The sequence below is a fragment of the Glutamicibacter sp. M10 genome (assembly GCF_025452055.1).
Taxonomy (GTDB): Bacteria; Actinomycetota; Actinomycetes; order Actinomycetales; family Micrococcaceae; genus Glutamicibacter.
Window position 1 is genome coordinate 2,748,634 of sequence record NZ_CP104918.1, and the last position, 16,605, is coordinate 2,765,238.

The 16,605-nt window shown below is 56.3% G+C and carries 11 protein-coding genes and 3 pseudogenes; 9 read left to right on the forward strand and 5 right to left on the reverse strand.

The genetic code is table 11. The features are described from left to right. Positions 1-21: 21 nt before the first annotated feature. Positions 22-747 (reverse strand): NUDIX hydrolase, encoded by a 726-nt coding sequence (locus N6V40_RS13405; protein ID WP_262197973.1) that lies wholly within the window; start codon positions 745-747, stop codon positions 22-24. 113 nt (positions 748-860) lie between these two features. Between N6V40_RS13405 and N6V40_RS13410 the strand changes: the two genes are divergently transcribed. Together N6V40_RS13410 and N6V40_RS13415 are read left to right on the forward strand one after the other, a co-directional pair. Continuing rightward, on the forward strand, positions 861-1,610 hold the full coding sequence (locus tag N6V40_RS13410) for an alpha/beta fold hydrolase (protein ID WP_262197974.1): 750 nt from the start codon (positions 861-863) through the stop codon (positions 1,608-1,610). A gap of 318 nt (positions 1,611-1,928) precedes the next feature. Next, positions 1,929-2,657 carry a hypothetical protein gene (locus N6V40_RS13415; protein ID WP_262197975.1) on the forward strand — a complete coding sequence of 243 codons (729 nt, stop codon included), beginning with the start codon at positions 1,929-1,931 and terminating at the stop codon, positions 2,655-2,657. Between the two features lie 55 nt (positions 2,658-2,712). Here the strand turns inward: N6V40_RS13415 and N6V40_RS13420 are convergent, their stop codons facing one another. After that, entirely contained in the window at positions 2,713-4,296 is a 1,584-nt protein-coding gene (locus N6V40_RS13420; RefSeq protein WP_262197976.1) for a Na+/H+ antiporter, read from the reverse strand. A gap of 203 nt (positions 4,297-4,499) precedes the next feature. Continuing rightward, entirely contained in the window at positions 4,500-5,279 is a 780-nt protein-coding gene (locus tag N6V40_RS13425) for a helix-turn-helix transcriptional regulator (RefSeq protein ID WP_131087929.1), read from the reverse strand. An 84-nt stretch (positions 5,280-5,363) separates the two neighbouring features. On the opposite strand from N6V40_RS13425, the gene ilvD reads away from it, so the two are divergent. Further along, the gene (ilvD, locus tag N6V40_RS13430) at positions 5,364-7,286 is read left to right on the forward strand and encodes a dihydroxy-acid dehydratase (RefSeq protein WP_262197977.1); all 1,923 of its coding nucleotides are present in this window, start codon (positions 5,364-5,366) and stop codon (positions 7,284-7,286) included. 137 nt (positions 7,287-7,423) lie between these two features. On the opposite strand, the gene N6V40_RS13435 is transcribed toward ilvD, so the two are convergent. Then, positions 7,424-8,089, reverse strand: a complete 666-nt coding sequence (locus N6V40_RS13435) for a histidine phosphatase family protein (protein ID WP_262197978.1) — start codon at positions 8,087-8,089, stop codon at positions 7,424-7,426. Between the two features lie 210 nt (positions 8,090-8,299). Between N6V40_RS13435 and N6V40_RS13440 the strand changes: the two genes are divergently transcribed. The 5 genes and pseudogenes from N6V40_RS13440 to hpaD all read left to right on the forward strand — a co-directional run bounded on the left by N6V40_RS13440 (position 8,300) and on the right by hpaD (position 14,196). Next, on the forward strand, positions 8,300-9,034 hold the full coding sequence (locus N6V40_RS13440; protein WP_262197979.1) for a hypothetical protein: 735 nt from the start codon (positions 8,300-8,302) through the stop codon (positions 9,032-9,034). Between the two features lie 290 nt (positions 9,035-9,324). Then, positions 9,325-10,850: pseudogene (locus N6V40_RS13445) on the forward strand (fumarylacetoacetate hydrolase family protein). Beyond that, positions 10,850-11,508 (forward strand): annotated as a pseudogene (locus tag N6V40_RS13450) (GntR family transcriptional regulator). Before N6V40_RS13445 ends, N6V40_RS13450 begins: the two co-directional pseudogenes overlap by 1 nt. A gap of 51 nt (positions 11,509-11,559) precedes the next feature. Continuing rightward, positions 11,560-13,035: pseudogene (locus tag N6V40_RS13455) on the forward strand (aldehyde dehydrogenase); the annotation flags it as partial. A 63-nt stretch (positions 13,036-13,098) separates the two neighbouring features. Next, positions 13,099-14,196, forward strand: coding sequence for a 3,4-dihydroxyphenylacetate 2,3-dioxygenase (gene hpaD / locus N6V40_RS13460; protein ID WP_396268668.1), 1,098 nt, complete (start codon positions 13,099-13,101; stop codon positions 14,194-14,196). A gap of 158 nt (positions 14,197-14,354) precedes the next feature. Here the strand turns inward: hpaD and N6V40_RS13465 are convergent, their stop codons facing one another. Next, complete coding sequence (locus N6V40_RS13465; RefSeq protein WP_131087919.1) at positions 14,355-15,065, reverse strand: FadR/GntR family transcriptional regulator; 711 nt, start codon at positions 15,063-15,065, stop codon at positions 14,355-14,357. Positions 15,066-15,218: 153 nt separating this feature from the next. Between N6V40_RS13465 and N6V40_RS13470 the strand changes: the two genes are divergently transcribed. Next, positions 15,219-16,580, forward strand: a complete 1,362-nt coding sequence (locus tag N6V40_RS13470; protein ID WP_262197980.1) for an SLC13 family permease — start codon at positions 15,219-15,221, stop codon at positions 16,578-16,580. The last annotated feature ends 25 nt before the right edge of the window (positions 16,581-16,605 follow it).

Genomic DNA, 16,605 nt, shown 5'->3' on the forward strand with positions numbered 1-16,605 from the left:
AGATAAAGCTGGTGAAAAGTTCTAGGCCTGCGTGGGATCGACTTCCAGCGGGTCAGGTCCGTGGCCTACATAGCGGTAGAGTCGCGGAGGTCGGTGTTGTCCGCCAGCGAGGTACTCATCGGTGACCTCGATGGTCGCGGTGTTCTTCAGCGTGCGGCGGAAGTTCGCTGGATCTAGCCGTCGTCCCAAGATGGCTTCATATACGCCGCGCAATGCCGTGAGGGTGAAGCGCTCGCCCAGCAATCGATGCGCAATTTGCCCGTACTCGGTTTTATTGCGTAGTCGCCACAACGCGTAGTCAACGATCTTGCGGTGATCGAAGGCCAGCTGCGCGATCTGTGGATCATCGATGTCGAACCACGCCACATTTTCGTCTTGAACCGTTGTGCCCACTTGGTTGGCATTAAGTAAGGCGAAGTAGGCGATGGTGACCAGACGGTGGGTTGGAGATCTATCGATATCACCGAAGGTATATAGCTGTTCAAGATAATTAGGGCGCAGTCCGGTGGTCTCGGCCAGGTTGCGTCCCGCGGCTTGGCCCAAGGATTCTTGTGCGTCAACGGGTCCGCCGGGCAGGGCCCACAGTCCCTGGTGTGGTTCTCGGATTCGGCGCACCAGCGGTAGGCAGAGTTTATCCGGGCCACCGTCTTGTCCTTCTCGGATGCCAAGGATCACCGTGGAGACTGCCAGGGCCGGCGGCAGGTTGCGCCGCTCGTTGACGTTGGCCCATCCGGGTACCGATGACATGTTGTTACCTCATTTTCACTACATAGATTTCGTTAGAGTCATTCTGACATTAAGTCTCGATTGACGCTAACCTCTGTCCTGAATTCAGGACACAATGGCCTATGATCAATGGCATGACACTGGATCTAAATCTTCGAGTGATTCGCACAAACGCTGAGGTGAGTGGCCCTTCCGTGCTTTTCATCCACGGCTTCGCCTCATCTGGCGAATTGAATTGGGAGCGTTCGCGTTGGCTGAAATATTTCACTGATGCCGGGCGCAATGTGCTGCTCGTCGATCTGCCCGGGCACGGCAAGGACCCACACCGCAATGAGGGAAACTGGGCACCTAGCCAGATTCGCCAGTCGCTGGCAGCGATTGTCATGGAGCTAGATGAAGGACCAGTGGATGTCATCGGCTACTCGCTCGGCTCTCGCCTTGCGTGGGAGTTTGCGGCGTTTAATCCAGACCTGGTGGAGCACCTGATCATGGGTGGCCCAGGAGCCGGCGACCCGCTGGCCGCTTTTAATCTTGCGCAAGCTCAGGCCAACGTCACTTCCGGTGAACCGATCAACGATGACTACACGGCAACCATCATGAAGATTGCCTCCGCCGAACCAAGCAATGACCTCACGACCCTATTTGAGTTGATCGAAGCCATCAAGTCAGAGCCATACGATCCCGCAGCGAAGATCCCTTCGGTCCCCACGCTTTTAGTTGCTGGCGACCAGGATGACCTTGCAACCACCATGCCTCGGTTGCGCCGACTACTGCGAGACGCGGGAACTGCGAACGAGGTGTTGTGGCTGGCCGGGCGCAATCATGCCAATGCGGTGACCAGTCGCGAGTTCAAGGAGAAAGCACTGGACTTCTTGGGCAACTAGCACTTGAGCGCGAAGACCGGTGAAGACCATCAAGACAAGTCATGTCCTGATGGTTCACCATGCCAGTCTTCACCTAAATTTCGCCTTCAAACTATCGACAGTCCTCGATTGATCTCTTTCAACAATTATCTTGACTAAAATGCTTGCCCCGCGGATTCGACTGATGTTAGCGTCTTGTTCTAAGAGCGGTTCAAACGCAAAGCTACGTGCTGTTAATTACTCAGGCAATTGTTCAGCTGGTCCAAACGCGATGAGCCCCATCGACTGCACGATCGTCATCTTTGTTGATGCATCCACAACAGACTTCGAGGTTTTCTGATGAAATCAAAGCTCCCGCTACTCATTGGACTCAGCGCCGTTCTTCTGGCCACATCCTGCTCGGCAGCGTCCCCAACAAGCGAAGAATCCGGCACTTCGGCGGAGCCAGTTTCTGCAACTAGCCAGTCGCAGAAAGGGGATAAATCATCCGCCACACCATCGGCATCACCATCTGCCTCGGCATCTAAGTCACCGGCATCCGTCAGCGCGAAAGACATCATTCCCACGTTGGCCAAGCCGCAGACGGACGAGGACCGACCGTCCCAGAAGTTCAACGATTCATCCATCAAGAAGTCCAGTTTTAGGGCCCTGGCACCGTTGTCCTACGCCCAAGAATTTGCTGCAACCAATAAAGAGGGCGACCTATGCTTGGTTGCCTGGGCGCAAAGCGGAGACGGTGACGGCAGTGCAACTATTAACGGTCCCGAAACTGAATGCGACGCTCCCGCTGAGGTACAGAAGGACGGCTTGACGCTGAACATCGATGGCAGCGACAAAAAGCCCGGCGTTGTTCTGGCAATGCTTCCACCAGATGTGGCAGAGAAAGACGTCCGTACCGTCTTGCTGAAGATTCCGGGCAATCACGAAGATCTACGTCCACCGGTGGAGTTCAAAGCTACCGACTTTGGGATTGTCTCGGTAGCAATGGAACCGGCAACGGCGAAAGAGCTGGGAACCATCACCATTCCGCGCAAGGATGGTTCTGATTTCACGCTGGACCTTGACTAGATTTTGTATCAATCCGCTCGTCTAAGTTCCCACGCGGCAAAATGGGATCCGAGCTTTAATAGAATCGCTCGGGTCCTAGCCGCAGCTCTTCGACATCCATGTCGTTGTGGATCAGCCGTAGGACAGTGTCATCGATGTGCCCCTCATTGCGCAGACGCATGACGGTCTCACGCCTACGCTCCAACATGTGCAGGCGCAGTGCCCGGTATTGCCGGTCTCGACGTACCTCGTCGTCGCCTTCACCGTCCGTGGCTCCGGCGTTGAGGATACGCAGATGGGTTTCGAAATCCTCGCGTAGCTTCTGGCTCACGGCTTTGTCCGCGCCTAGGACGGTGGCGGCTTCGTCCAGTTCAACAAGGGCCGCCTCGGTTGCCGTTCTTTCGGCCAAGTAGCGTTCCTCGTCGATGGCAGTATCCCTCGTCATTTGGGCCCATCGGACCACCACCGGCAGTAGCAAACCCTGGACAAGTATGCTCACTCCGATGACGCCTGAAGTGACAAAGATAACTAATTCCCTTTCCGGGAACGGATCACCGGAGGCCACCAGCAATGGCACGCCAAGTGCTGCGGCTAGAGACACCGCTCCGCGGAATCCCGCCATGCCATTAACGATGCGTGTTTTGTGGCTGACTCGGCGAAGACGCTGCGCCGGGCGCCGGTCTATCCAGCGAATAATGTAGGTCACCGAGAAGAGGTGACCAATGCGCACTAGGACCAAGGCCAGTGAAATGACAACCAGCAGCACCGAGCCCCGTGCAATGAGACTGGAGTCCAGTGACCTCATGGCCGCTTGCATTTCAAGCCCAACCAGCACAAAGAGTGAAGCGTTCAGTAAGAACGTGGACAGGCTCCAAAAGCCATGGGACTGACGCCTGGATGCGGCACGTGACTTGCGCGGCTTGGCTTGGCTCATGATGAGCCCGGCAGTCACTACGGCCAGCACCCCTGATGCTTCGATGGTCTCTGCGATGAAGTATGCAAGAAATGGCGTCAAGAAGGTCAGTACCGTTTCTTGGGTTGGGCTATCCATCGCAGCGCGCAATCGCAGTATGGTCCATGCGAGGGCCGCCCCGATCAGCATCCCGCCGGCATAAGCCAGAAGCACTAACCATGAGACATGAGCAATAGTGATCTTTTCGGTTCCTACCGTAGCTCCGACGACGATGCCATAGATGACCAAAGCTGTGCCGTCGTTGATCAAACTTTCGGCTTTCAAAATTGTCACGTCTCGGCGTGTGAAGGTGCGGGTCAGTGCACCAACGGCCGTGGCATCAGTGGGCGCCAGTGCCGCGCCAAGCACCCAGGCTGGGCCCCAAGCCATGCCGAATACATGCGCAATGCTAGCCACGACTCCAGCGGTAACCAGCACAAGTAAGGTGCTGGCAAGAATGATTCCGCGAAGATTAGCTCGAATCTCGCGCAGCGAGGTAGTCAGGCTCTCCCAGAAGAGCAACGCTGGAAGGAATAAGAACAGCACCACTTCAGGTGGCAGGGAGACTTCGCGAAGTGCTGGCAGAAAACCCAACAGAAGACCGCCAAGCAACAGAAGCACCGGGGGTGCGATATGCAGCCGGCTGGCCAACCCGGTACACACAACGATGGTGATTCCCAATATGACAACTAGCTCGAGCCCAAACATTATCTGCCCCTTCGTGCAAGGGGCGCCGCTGCCCGGTTCAACGTGGGAGACTCAACGGTTGCCTGCCGATCTCCGCGATCCCCACCAAACTATGTGGTGCTTCCAGTGTGGCAGGGGAAGATTTCGTAGGTATTTCCAGCGATGAACATTGATGTTGACCGCCTCGTTGCTCTTCGAGAACAACAGGATGCTGAGAGATTCCTTTACAGTGGCGTATACATCAACAGGGTAAGGTCTGGGGCTTCAGCTGGCGTCAGGTTGTGCTGTTCATATTTGGTTAGCCCTTTGGCTGGATGGCGGAAGACCCGCTCCCCTGTTTGGAATCCTGCAACATCTCGCTCATTCCAAATCGCAGCAAATTCAGCCGAAGCCGCCGAGACTCGTGCGACGATTCCAGTCTCTCCCGACGGGCTGAGCCAGCCTCTGGTTTCAGCACGGAAGCTTCCCACAAAACCACGACTCTGCTTTTCCCAGTCTGGAAGCATCTCGCGCAATTGAGCGTCGGTGAACACGAGCCACAACAAGTTCCGGTCTTCAACGTCCACAGAAGTAATTCTCGGATAGAGCTGCGCATACTCGGCGTTCCAGCCAATGATGGCCCAGTCTGCAGACAGCAAGAAGGCCGGGAAATTCATGACGTCTAAGAGTCTTTGTAATGCGTCAGTCATTGGGCTGGATTCTTCCGGCGCCAATTCACCGTGGCCGGCTAAGGACAAGAGGTAGCTGGTTTCTACTGCACTTAGGCGGAAGAGACGCGCAAGAGACTGCATCACCTGACGTGAGGGATTGATGTCTCTAGCTTGCTCCAACCAGGTGTACCAGGTGGCAGATACCCCAGCGAGGGTGGCCACTTCTTCACGGCGCAATCCACGCACTCGACTGCGTCCCACTTCGGGCAAACCATGCGAAGCCCTGTCGGCGCGAGCTCTTCGGTCTTTGAGGAAGGCCGCCAATTCTTCGCGGCGACGCTGACCTGCGTTCATATCCCGATCCTCATATCATGGTAGTAGTACTACTAGTATCGTCACCGTCTGGGTTTCGGAACAAATCTATGGTGAGATTTTAAAATGACCACACTTCGTTCACACACCGTTACCCATGGCCGCAATATGGCCGGCGCCCGCGCACTGTTCCGCGCAGCCGGCGTGAATGGCGCAGATCTTGGCCGCAAGCCGATCATCGCCGTGGCCAACAGCTTCACCGAGTTCGTCCCCGGACACACCCACCTACAGCCAGTAGGTCGCATCGTTTCCGAAGCCATTGAGGCTGCCGGCGGTATCCCCCGAGAATTTAATACCATCGCTGTTGATGATGGAATCGCTATGGGCCACAGCGGCATGCTCTACTCGTTGCCTTCGCGCGATTTGATCGCTGACTCCGTGGAATACATGGTCAATGCACACTGTGCTGACGCACTGATTTGTATCTCCAACTGTGACAAGATCACCCCGGGTATGCTCATGGCCGCACTGCGCCTGAACATCCCTACCGTCTTTGTCTCCGGTGGACCCATGGAATCCGGACGCGCCACCTTGGTCGATGGCACCGTACGTACCCTGGACCTGGTTGACGCCATCTCGGATGCCGTGAACGAAAACATCTCGGACGCTGACCTCTTGCGTATCGAAGAGGCCGCATGCCCTACCTGCGGTTCCTGCTCTGGTATGTTCACCGCCAACTCGATGAACTGCCTGACCGAAGCCATGGGTCTGTCACTGCCAGGTAACGGTTCAACCCTTGCCACCCACACCGCCCGCAAGGACCTGTACCAAAACGCCGGCAAGCTGGTAGTAGACATCGCTAACCGCTACTACACCGACAACGATGAGACGGTCTTGCCTCGCAATATCGCCACCATCGAAGCCTTTGGCAACGCCATGGCCTTGGATATCGCCATGGGCGGTTCCACCAACACCATCCTGCACCTGCTCGCTGCCGCCCACGAAGCTGGCGTGGAGTTTGGTTTGGATGAAATCGATGCAGTGTCCCGCCGTGTACCGTGCTTGGCTAAGGTTGCACCAAACGCTGCAGGCGCTGGCAAGATCTACTACATGGAAGATGTTCACCGTGCCGGTGGCATCCCTGCCATCCTTGGCGAACTGCGTCGAGGCGGATTGCTTGATGAAACCGTCCACACCGTTCACGCCACCACCTTGGGTGAATGGCTTGATGACTGGGATATCCGTGGCGGCAAAGCCACCGAGGAATCCTTCGCACTGTGGCATGCAGGCCCAGGTGGCGTACGCTCGTCCACCGCTTTCTCGCAGTCGGCTCAGTGGGAAGAACTGGACACCGACGCAGAAGCAGGTTGCATCCACTCGGTAGAGCACGCCTACTCCAAGGATGGCGGCTTGGCTGTGCTTCGCGGCAATATCGCCGTTGACGGTGCAGTGGTCAAGACCGCTGGTGTGGACCCATCGATCTGGACCTTCTCCGGCCCAGCGGTTGTCTGCGAATCACAGGATGAAGCCGTAGAAAAGATCTTGAACAAGCAGGTGAAGGAAGGCGACGTTGTTGTTATCCGTTATGAGGGTCCTAAGGGTGGACCGGGTATGCAGGAAATGCTTTACCCAACTTCCTTCCTCAAGGGTCGCGGTCTGGGCAAGTCTTGCGCACTGATCACCGACGGTCGCTTCTCCGGTGGTACCTCGGGTCTGTCCATCGGACACGTTTCCCCAGAAGCTGCTTCCGGTGGCATGATCGCATTGGTTGAAGACGGAGATACCATCTCCATCGACATCCCTACTCGTGAGCTGACCTTGAACGTTTCCGAGGAAGTACTGGCCGAACGCCGCGAACGTTTGATCTCCACCACCGGTTACCGTCCAGCAACCCGCGAACGTGTGGTCTCCCCTGCGCTGCGTGCTTATGCAGCTATGGCGCTGTCCGCCGATAGGGGTGCGGTCCGCGACGTTGATCGTGTGGAGCGTGCACTGCGCGAAGCCGATGAGCGTGAAGCCGCCGCGGCACGCGAAGGTGCTCGGGCGTAGCTTACGCTTAGCCAAAATCTAAAGTAAGCCGCGCAAGCCGGCCCTGCCTTCGGGCAGGACCGGCTTGCGTCGTTTAGTCCGCAAACACTTTGGAAACTAGGCTCTGGGAGTGCTTCTGGCTCAACTAGTGTTGATTTCTAATTGCCATCAGGCGTTTCGGCGGCCGGCCCGTCTGATTCAGGAGACTGAACTTCAGGACCACCAATTGGCTGCTCTTGCCATTGGACAACACGCCATTGCCCGTCGGTTTCTTCCACGACAACCACACCGGTATTCAACACCGGAGTTTGCGCAACAAAACCAGGCTCAATATTGACGCACCGCGATCCAACCCAGCTACGGATGATCGCACCATGTGAGACAAACACCGCGCTGTCCACTGCTGAAGCACGTACTTCATCAACTACACGGTCAAACTTTCGCAGAACATCGCTCCCATTTTCCCCAGCACCGAGAATCATAGCTTCCTCCGAACCGTCGGCCCAATCCATGACGATTTTGAGATAAGTCTGAATTGAGTTTTCGTCGTTAGCCATTTCTAGGTCGCCGGCGGAAACCTCGCATATTCCAGAACGGGTTTGCACACTGATCCCCCGCGCTGAGGCTAATGGTTTCGCGGTTTGTTGCGTTCGTAAAAGTGGTGATGCGTAAATAGCGTCAATTCTCTCGTTTTCTAAAGTACGAGGCAACAAGTTGGCCTGTTCATGCCCCAACTTAGTTAGAGGCGCCCCTGGCTCGCCTGTGTCAAGATGACGTCCAATGTTTGATGATGTCTGACCATGACGGATCAAGATAATACGCATAGAACCATTGTGTCAGCGTAATTCCAAAGACAAAGGCCTTCGCGAAAAACGCATCAATAAAAGTCACGAACACATGGACTTTGTGAGATCGCGATTGACTGCAATGTCATGATTTGCCGTCAAAGCTAAATTGTCTCCCGCGTCACTTACTCTTAGTTCATTCAAGGAATCCACCTTGGATATTCACTCGCACTCTTATGGGAGCACATCATGAAAGTTTCCGCGATTCGCCGTGTTCACAACGCGGCCGTGGGCCTGGTTATCACCGGGGCGCTGGCGTTGGGCGCAATGCCAGCACAAGCAAGCGAACGTCCAATCGACATCACCGGTTATTCGGTGTCGTCCTTCACCGTGGACGACACAAATTGCCGCAACGTCACTGTGAAAGCTTCAACCAAGGTGAAGTCGGACTACGAGGACGCTTCCGGGACTGTCGATGTAACCCGACGCGGCGGTATAGTTGACTCACTCTGGTTTGATAATCGGAAGGTTTCAGACCGGGCGTTCATCTGCCCAAGTTGGGATGGGCTCGGCGCTTATAAGGTTGGTCCCGCGGATATTGGGGCGACTTCTAGTTACTGGCGCTCCGACTACGACATGATGTGGTCCGATTACTCCGACTACACGGACCGAACCAGCAAGACCTTCTACGTACGTGGCAAGGCAAAGAGCTCGGTGGCTGCCACACGCAGGGGCAGCAAGGTCACACTGACCGCCAAGGCTCAGGTCTACGCTCCGGATCGCTACGGCTACATCAAGTACAACGCCAAAAACGCCAAGTTCCAGGTCAAGTCGGGCACCTCGTGGAAGACGCTGAAAACTGTGAAGCTCACCAAGGGCACGGCCAAGCTGACTGTTACTCAGTCAAAGAAGAAGACCTATCGCCTATCGATTCCGACAGCCAGCTGGGCTGCTTCAACCACTAGCAACTCGGTGGCAAAGTAACTTACCAACAAAGGTGAGTCACAAGCCTCCAACATTATCCAGGAAACCGCCGCGCACCGTATTCTTCGATGATTACTCCACGAATCCTCATCATTGATGCACGTCGCACGTCAGAAACAGCAGCGCCGTCCAAGATTATTTTTTCTTGGGCGGCGCTCTTGCGTGTTCTGATATTGAGTCGATTTTTACCTGTTGAGGAACATCGCATTCATCCCGTCGGAGACTCTGCTTGACAGTCATTGAGATTCAGCGCACACTGATCGTATACGATTTGATGTACGACATGATCCATGACGAAAGTAGGACGATCAACGGTGACCACTACTGTTCCAGTAACCGATCAGACCTTCGCTCAGGCAGGTAAAGTTCTGGCTGTTCACCTGAGCTACTCCTCGCGTGCAGCCCAGCGCGGGCGCACCCCGAAGTTCCCTAGCTACTTCATGAAAGCGTCAAGCTCCTTAGCTGCCACCAACGGAAGTGTTGAGCGACCTGCCGGCACCGAGCTCTTGGCCTTTGAAGGCGAAATCGCACTGATCATCGGCACCGCTGCCCGCCGTGTTTCGGTTCAGGACGCATGGCGCCACGTTGGTTGGGTTACCGCTTCTAATGACCTCGGTGTCCATGACATGAAGTACGCCGACAAAGGTTCCAACATCCGCTCCAAGTCCGGTGACGGATACACACCAGTTGGTCCCAACCTGTTGGAAGCGGCCTCACTGGATCCGGCTAAGCTACGCGTTCAAACCTGGTTAATGGTCAGATCGCGCAGGACGCCTCCACCTCAGAACTGCTCTTCTCCTTTGCACAAATCATCGCTGATCTCTCCCAACAGATGACCCTGCGGCCAGGAGACATCATCCTCACTGGCACCCCTGCCGGCTCTACCGTCTTCTTCCCAGGCGATGTGGTCGAGGTTGAGGTCACTGATCTGATCACCGGCACCACCACCGGAAAGCTTAAGACCACGGCTACCGAGGGAACTTCAGCTTTTGCGCCTTTCGGAAACCAGCCAAAGCTCACCGAACAAGACAAGGAAGACGCGTACGGTGACCGTGCTTCGGCCGGCCTGCCACCGGTGATCACCGGCAAAGACGTGCTCACCGACTCGGTGCGCGAACAACTCGCCTCGGTTGCTACTGCCACGTTGTCCGCCACCTTGCGTAAGCGCGGACTGAACAACGTCAACATCGAAGTTCCCGGAGCGACCAAGGGCATGCAGCGTGTGATCGGCACCGCCCGCACCCTGCGTTATATCCCAAACCGCGAAGATCTCTTCAAAGCTCACGGTGCCGGCTACAACACCCAGAAGCAGTCCATTGACTCACTGAATAACGGCGAAATTCTTGTGATGGAAGCCCGCGGGGAGACTGGTTCGGCCACCTTGGGCGATATTTTGGCCCTGCGCTCTCAGCAGCTTGGTGCAGCCGGCATCATCTCCGATGGTGGTGTGCGTGACCTTGACGCGGTATCCAACCTAGATATCCCGGTCTTCTACAACGGCGCCCACCCAGCAGTGTTGGGGCGCAAACATGTGGCTTGGGACAAAGACATCACCGTGGCCTGCGGTGGCGTATCAGTCCAGCCAGGCGATGTGATCGTTGCAGACTCAGACGGCATTGTGGTCATCCCACCAGCAATGGTTCAAGAAGTTGCCGCAGAAGCGGTAGTCACCGAGTCCAATGACGAATTCATTTTCGCCATGGTCAAACGTGGCTACGGCATTGAAGGCCTGTTCCCAATGAATGCTGAGTGGAAAGCCAAGTACAACGCTTGGCAAGAAGCAGGATGCCCGGAGCTAGATTCATGGTCACTCTAATGACTGCTTCGAAGTCCGAGGTCGCTTACCAACTGGTTTCAGAGCGAATCAACACAGGCGCCTACTCCCCGGGTACCGTCTGGTGCTTGGCACTATTGCCGAAGAACTTGGCTGCTCGGTAGTACCGGTACGCGAAGCAATTCGCCGGCTAGAAGCTGAAGGGCTAGTTCACTTCACTCGAAATGTCGGAGCCACGGTGGCCCAGGTTGATTCCACCCTCTACCTGCACACAATGCAGACGCTGATGATTATTGAGTCTGCGGCAACCGCGCTAGCCGCCGATGCCATGGACGCCGCGTGGCTGTCCAAGGCCCGAGAGCTGAACGAAAAAATGCGTCAATGCTTGGAAGATTTTGATCCGCTAGCTTTCACCCGCATGAACACCGAGTTCCACCAGCTGCTCTACGGCCAGTGCCCCAACCCGCACATTCTTGATCTAGTGCAGCGCGGATGGCGCCGACTTGCAGCGATGCGTGCCAGCAGCTTCACACACATCCCGTACCGTGCCCGCGAATCGGTCAAGGAACACGATGCGCTCCTGGATTTGATCGCCGATCACGCCACCCCGGCGCAGATCGAAGCGGCCTGCCGCGAACACCGCGCCCATACCCTGAACAGCTATTTGAAGGCTGCGGGCATGGAACCGAGCGCGATCTAGAACCTGATTTTTCACGACACACCAACACTCACCAGCACGAAAGGAATTGCCATGAGCAAGCACTTCGTACCAGAACACCTGCCAACTCACCTGCAGCACTACATTGACGGCGTATTTGTTGACTCCAAAGGCGGAGCAACCTTCGACGTTCAAGAACCGGTCACCAATCAGAATTACGCCACCGCAGCTTCTGCTCAGCCAGAAGACGTGGATCTGGCAGTCGCTGCCGCCAAGAAGGCCTTCAAGGAAGGACCTTGGTCCAAGATGCTTCCGCGCGAACGTTCGCGGGTACTGCATAAGATCGCTGACATCGTTGAGTCCCGCGATGACGAGTTGGCTCTGCTTGAGTCCTACGACTCCGGTCTGCCTATCACCCAGGCCAAGGGTCAGGCCCGCCGGGCGGCAGAGAACTTCCGCTTCTTCGCTGACCTGATCGTGGCTCAGGTAGATAATTCCTTCCGCGTGCCAGGGCGCCAGATGAACTATGTGAACCGCAAGCCAATTGGCGTGGCCGCACTGATCACCCCATGGAACGTTCCGTTCATGCAGGAATCTTGGAAGCTCGCTCCGGCCATCGCTACCGGCAACTCCGTGGTGATGAAGCCTGCCAGCTACACGCCACTTTCTGCTGGCCTGTGGCCTGGGATCTTCCGCGAAGCAGGCCTGCCTGAAGGCGTTTTTAACCTGATCTTCGGCTCCGGCTCTGTGGCCGGAGACTACCTGGTCAAGCACCCAGATGTGCCACTGGTTTCCTTCACCGGAGATTCCTCCACCGGCGCCACCATCTCCACCGCGGCTGCCCCGTTCTTCAAGGGCCTGTCCCTGGAGCTAGGCGGCAAGTCCCCGGCAGTGGTCTTCGCCGACGCTGATTTGGATGCGGCCCTGGATGCCACCGTCTTCGGCGTGTTCTCGCTGAACGGCGAGCGCTGCACCGCCGGCTCCCGCGTGCTGGTCCAGCGCGATATCTATGATGATTTTGTTGCCAAGTTCGCAGAACGCGCCAAAAACATCCGTGTGGGCCTGCCAAGCGATCCGAAGACCGAGGTCGGCTCGCTGGTGCACCCTAAGCATTTCGAGAAGGTCATGAGCTACATCGAAATCGGCAAGAAGGAAGGCCGCCTGCTGGCCGGTGGCGGCCGTGCCGAAGGCTTCGAAGAGGGCAATTACGTTGCCCCTACCGTTTTCGCCGATGTCGCCCCTGATGCACAGATCTTCCAGGAAGAAATCTTCGGCCCAGTGGTAGCCATTACCCCGTTCGACACCGACGAGGAAGCGCTGGAGCTGGCCAACAACACCAAGTACGGCCTGGCCGCCTACGTATGGACTTCCAATTTGAAGCGCGCGCACAACTTCGCGCACCAGATCGAGTCCGGCATGGTGTGGCTGAACTCGAACAACGTCCGCGACCTGCGCACCCCATTCGGCGGTGTGAAGGCTTCGGGTCTGGGACGCGAGGGAGGCTACCGTTCGGTGGACTTCTACACCACCCAGCAGTCCATCCAGATCACCCTGAACGAAGCCCACTCCCTAAGTTCGGCGTCTAACTCGTACTTTGATTGTTTGCAAAGGAGCAACAACATGAGCAAAGAGATTTCTAACCCAATCCCTACCCCTTCTCTTTCAGCGCCGGATATTCTGCGCTGCGCCTACGCCGAACTGGTGGTCACCGACCTGGCCGCCTCGCGCAAGTTCTACGTGGACGTACTAGGCCTTCATGTTTCTTATGAAGATGAGAACCAGATCTACCTGCGTTCCTTCGAGGAATTCATTCACCACAACTTGGTACTCACCAAGGGGCCGGTGGCAGCGCTCAAAGCGATGGCATTCCGTGTACGCTCCACCGAAGAAGTGGATAAGGCCGAGGCTTACTACAAGGAACTGGGCTGTCGCACCGAACGCCGCAAAGAAGGCTTCGTCAAGGGCATCGGCGACGCCGTGCGTGTGGAAGATCCACTGGGCTTCCCTTACGAGTTCTTCTTCGAAACCACCCACGTTGAGCGCCTACACATGCGTTACGACCTGTACTCGGCTGGAGAATTGGTTCGTCTGGACCACTTCAACCAGGTCACCCCAGATGTGCCCCGCGGACGTAAGTACCTGGAAAACTTGGGCTTCACCGTCACCGAGGACATTCAGGACCAAGAAGGCACCACCTACGCGGCCTGGATGCAGCGTAAGGGTACCGTGCATGACACCGCGCTCACCGGTGGTGATGGACCACGTCTGCACCACGTAGCTTTCTCCACTCACGAAAAGCACAACATCATTCAGATCTGCGACAAGATGGGTGCACTGCGCATCTCGGATCGCATCGAGCGCGGCCCAGGCCGTCACGGTGTCTCCAATGCGTTCTACCTGTACATCTTGGATCCAGATGATCACCGCATCGAGATTTACACGCAGGACTACTACACCGGCGATCCAGACAACCCGGTCATCACCTGGGATGTGCACGATAACCAGCGCCGCGACTGGTGGGGCAACCCGGTTGTACCGTCCTGGTACACCGAAGCTTCCAAAGTCTTGGATCTGGACGGCAACGTTCAGGAAGTTATCGCCCGCACCGATGACTCGGAGATGGCGGTGACCGTCGGCGCCGACGGCTTCTCCTACACTCGCGAAAAAGATGAAGACGGCACCTACCGAGGTGAGCCGTCGAAGGGCTTCAAGCTGGGCAACCAGGTATAGGACACATCATTCAAAAGACTCCTGTGAGACAACGTCATCTCGTTATCCCACGGGAGTCTTCGCGTTTGAAGCACGTGGAGCTGTAGCCCGCGCGCTAAATCCGAATCAGGTGACCGTCTGGATCTGCGCCGGCATTAGATACTCAACAACCCGCTGACCTAGGAAAGATCCTTAAGCAACGCAACGTCGGAAACCATCTCGATGTGCTCTTGCATCGCAACCGCAGCACCCTGAGAATCACCATCTCGGATTGCCTCAGCAATTTTCCGATGCGACTCCAAAGACCGCTCCGGACGCCCGGGCTGACCCAGAGATTCCAGACGCGTTTCTAGCACCATCTCGGAAATAAAAGTCATCAGCTTCTGTAGAACCGCAGACTTTGCGGCCCTCGTAATTGCCTCGTGGAAAAGTTCGTCACCCTTCTCACCTCGGCCGCCATTAGCAATTTCTTCACCCATGACATCCAGGGCTTGGTTGATGCTTTTGAGGTCCTCTTCGGTACGTCGTTCGGCCGCCAGCGATGCCAACTTCACTTCGAGGGTGCTACGGGCTTCGACAATTTCGGGAAGCCTATTTTCGTGTTCGCGTAGCTCCCGCAACACTGTGGCCACACTCGGTCGATACACCAAGACGGCACCGGTTCCGTGCTTTACGTCAATGACGCCCAAGACCTCCAACGCCACAAGCGCTTGAGCCAACGTTGCTCGGGAAACCCCAAGCTGGTCTGCTAATTCTCGCTCAGCTGGCAGGTGGTCACCGGCCCCGAGTTGCTCTTGTTCCACAAAGGCCAGGATCTGCTGCATGAGCTGTTCATAAAGCCTAGGGCGCTGCACTTTGGCAAAGCCCTTAGGCTTCTGGATCTCAGCCATGTTCACTCCTTTTTGATGTTTCTTAGCACCAACCTACACCGAAAATTGACTTGACAAGACACTCAGAGTCTAGGAGGCTAGGCCAGTGAGCCAGTGACGCTCGTCACATACAAACTACCTCGCTTTGCGGCCACCACGAAAAGGATATTCCACATGTCTGTCGCATTAGTTTCCATCATCATTCTGGCGGTGATGTTCATCGTCGCCACAATGTTCCCCATCAATATGGGGGCCCTGGCCTTCGTCGGAGCATTCCTGCTCGGCACTCTTTTCCTTGGCATGGATTCCAAAGAAATTCTCGCCAGTTTCCCTGGCGGTCTGTTCTTAACGTTGGTAGGCGTTACCTACCTCTTTGCCATAGCCCAAAATAACGGCACCATCGATATCTTGGTGGACAGAGCCGTGAAACTGGTGGACAGCCGCATTGCGCTGATTCCTTGGGTCATGTTTGTCATCACCGCAGCCATCACCGCCATTGGCGCCTTGGGCCCAGCGGCGGTTGCGATCATCGCACCTATCGCTTTGAACTTCGCGCAGCGCTACAAGATCAACCCACTGATGATGGGCATGCTCGTTGTACACGGCGCCCAGGCCGGCGGCTTCTCCCCTATCGCCGTCTACGGCGTCATCGTCAACGGCCTGATCGACAAGGCCGGTTTTGAATTCAGCCCGACCGCTTTGTTCCTGACCAGCTTTATTTTCAACCTGGCCATCGCCATTGTCCTCTTCCTCGTTTTGGGTGGACGTAAGCTTGCCGGCCAGCGCGCTGGTGCAATTGCTGAACGTGTTGCCGAAGCACGCTTAAGCGTTTCTGCCGGTGCCCATGCGGCAGACGTTGACTTCAAGGCCAGTGGCTCGGGAACCTACGGACCACGCGACCCAGCTGGCGACGGTGCCGCTCCGCATGCTCCGGGCCAGCGTTTTGGCCAGATTATGACCATCATCGGATTGATCGCCCTGGCAGTAATCGCTCTGGGCTTCAAGGTTGATGTTGGATTTGTTTCGATCACCATCGCTGTCTTCCTCGCACTGGTCAACCCGGCTGCACAAAAGGGTGCCGTCAACAAGATCAGCTGGTCTACCGTCTTGCTCATCTGCGGCATGCTCACCTTTGTTGGTGTCCTGGAAGAAGCCGGAACCATCAAGTACGTTTCTGACGGTGTGGCCAACCTTGGGGCACCATTGCTCGCCGGGCTACTGATTTGCTACATCGGCGCTGTGGTCTCCGCCTTCGCGTCCTCCACCGCCATCTTGGCAGCATTGATTCCACTGGCCATTCCATTCCTTGACAGCGGATCAATCAGCGCTACCGGATTGATCTGCGCGTTGGCCATCGCCTCGACCGTTGTTGACGTCTCGCCCTTCTCTACCAACGGTGCGCTGGTTCTTGCCAATGCCCCGGAAGGCACCGACAAGGACCGGTTCTACAAGCAGGTGCTTGGCTACGGCGGCATCATCGTTGTTGCAGGACCAATCTTGGCTTGGGCGCTGCTGGTACTTCCCGGTTGGCTCTAAACACTAATTCTCATTACTTACCTGC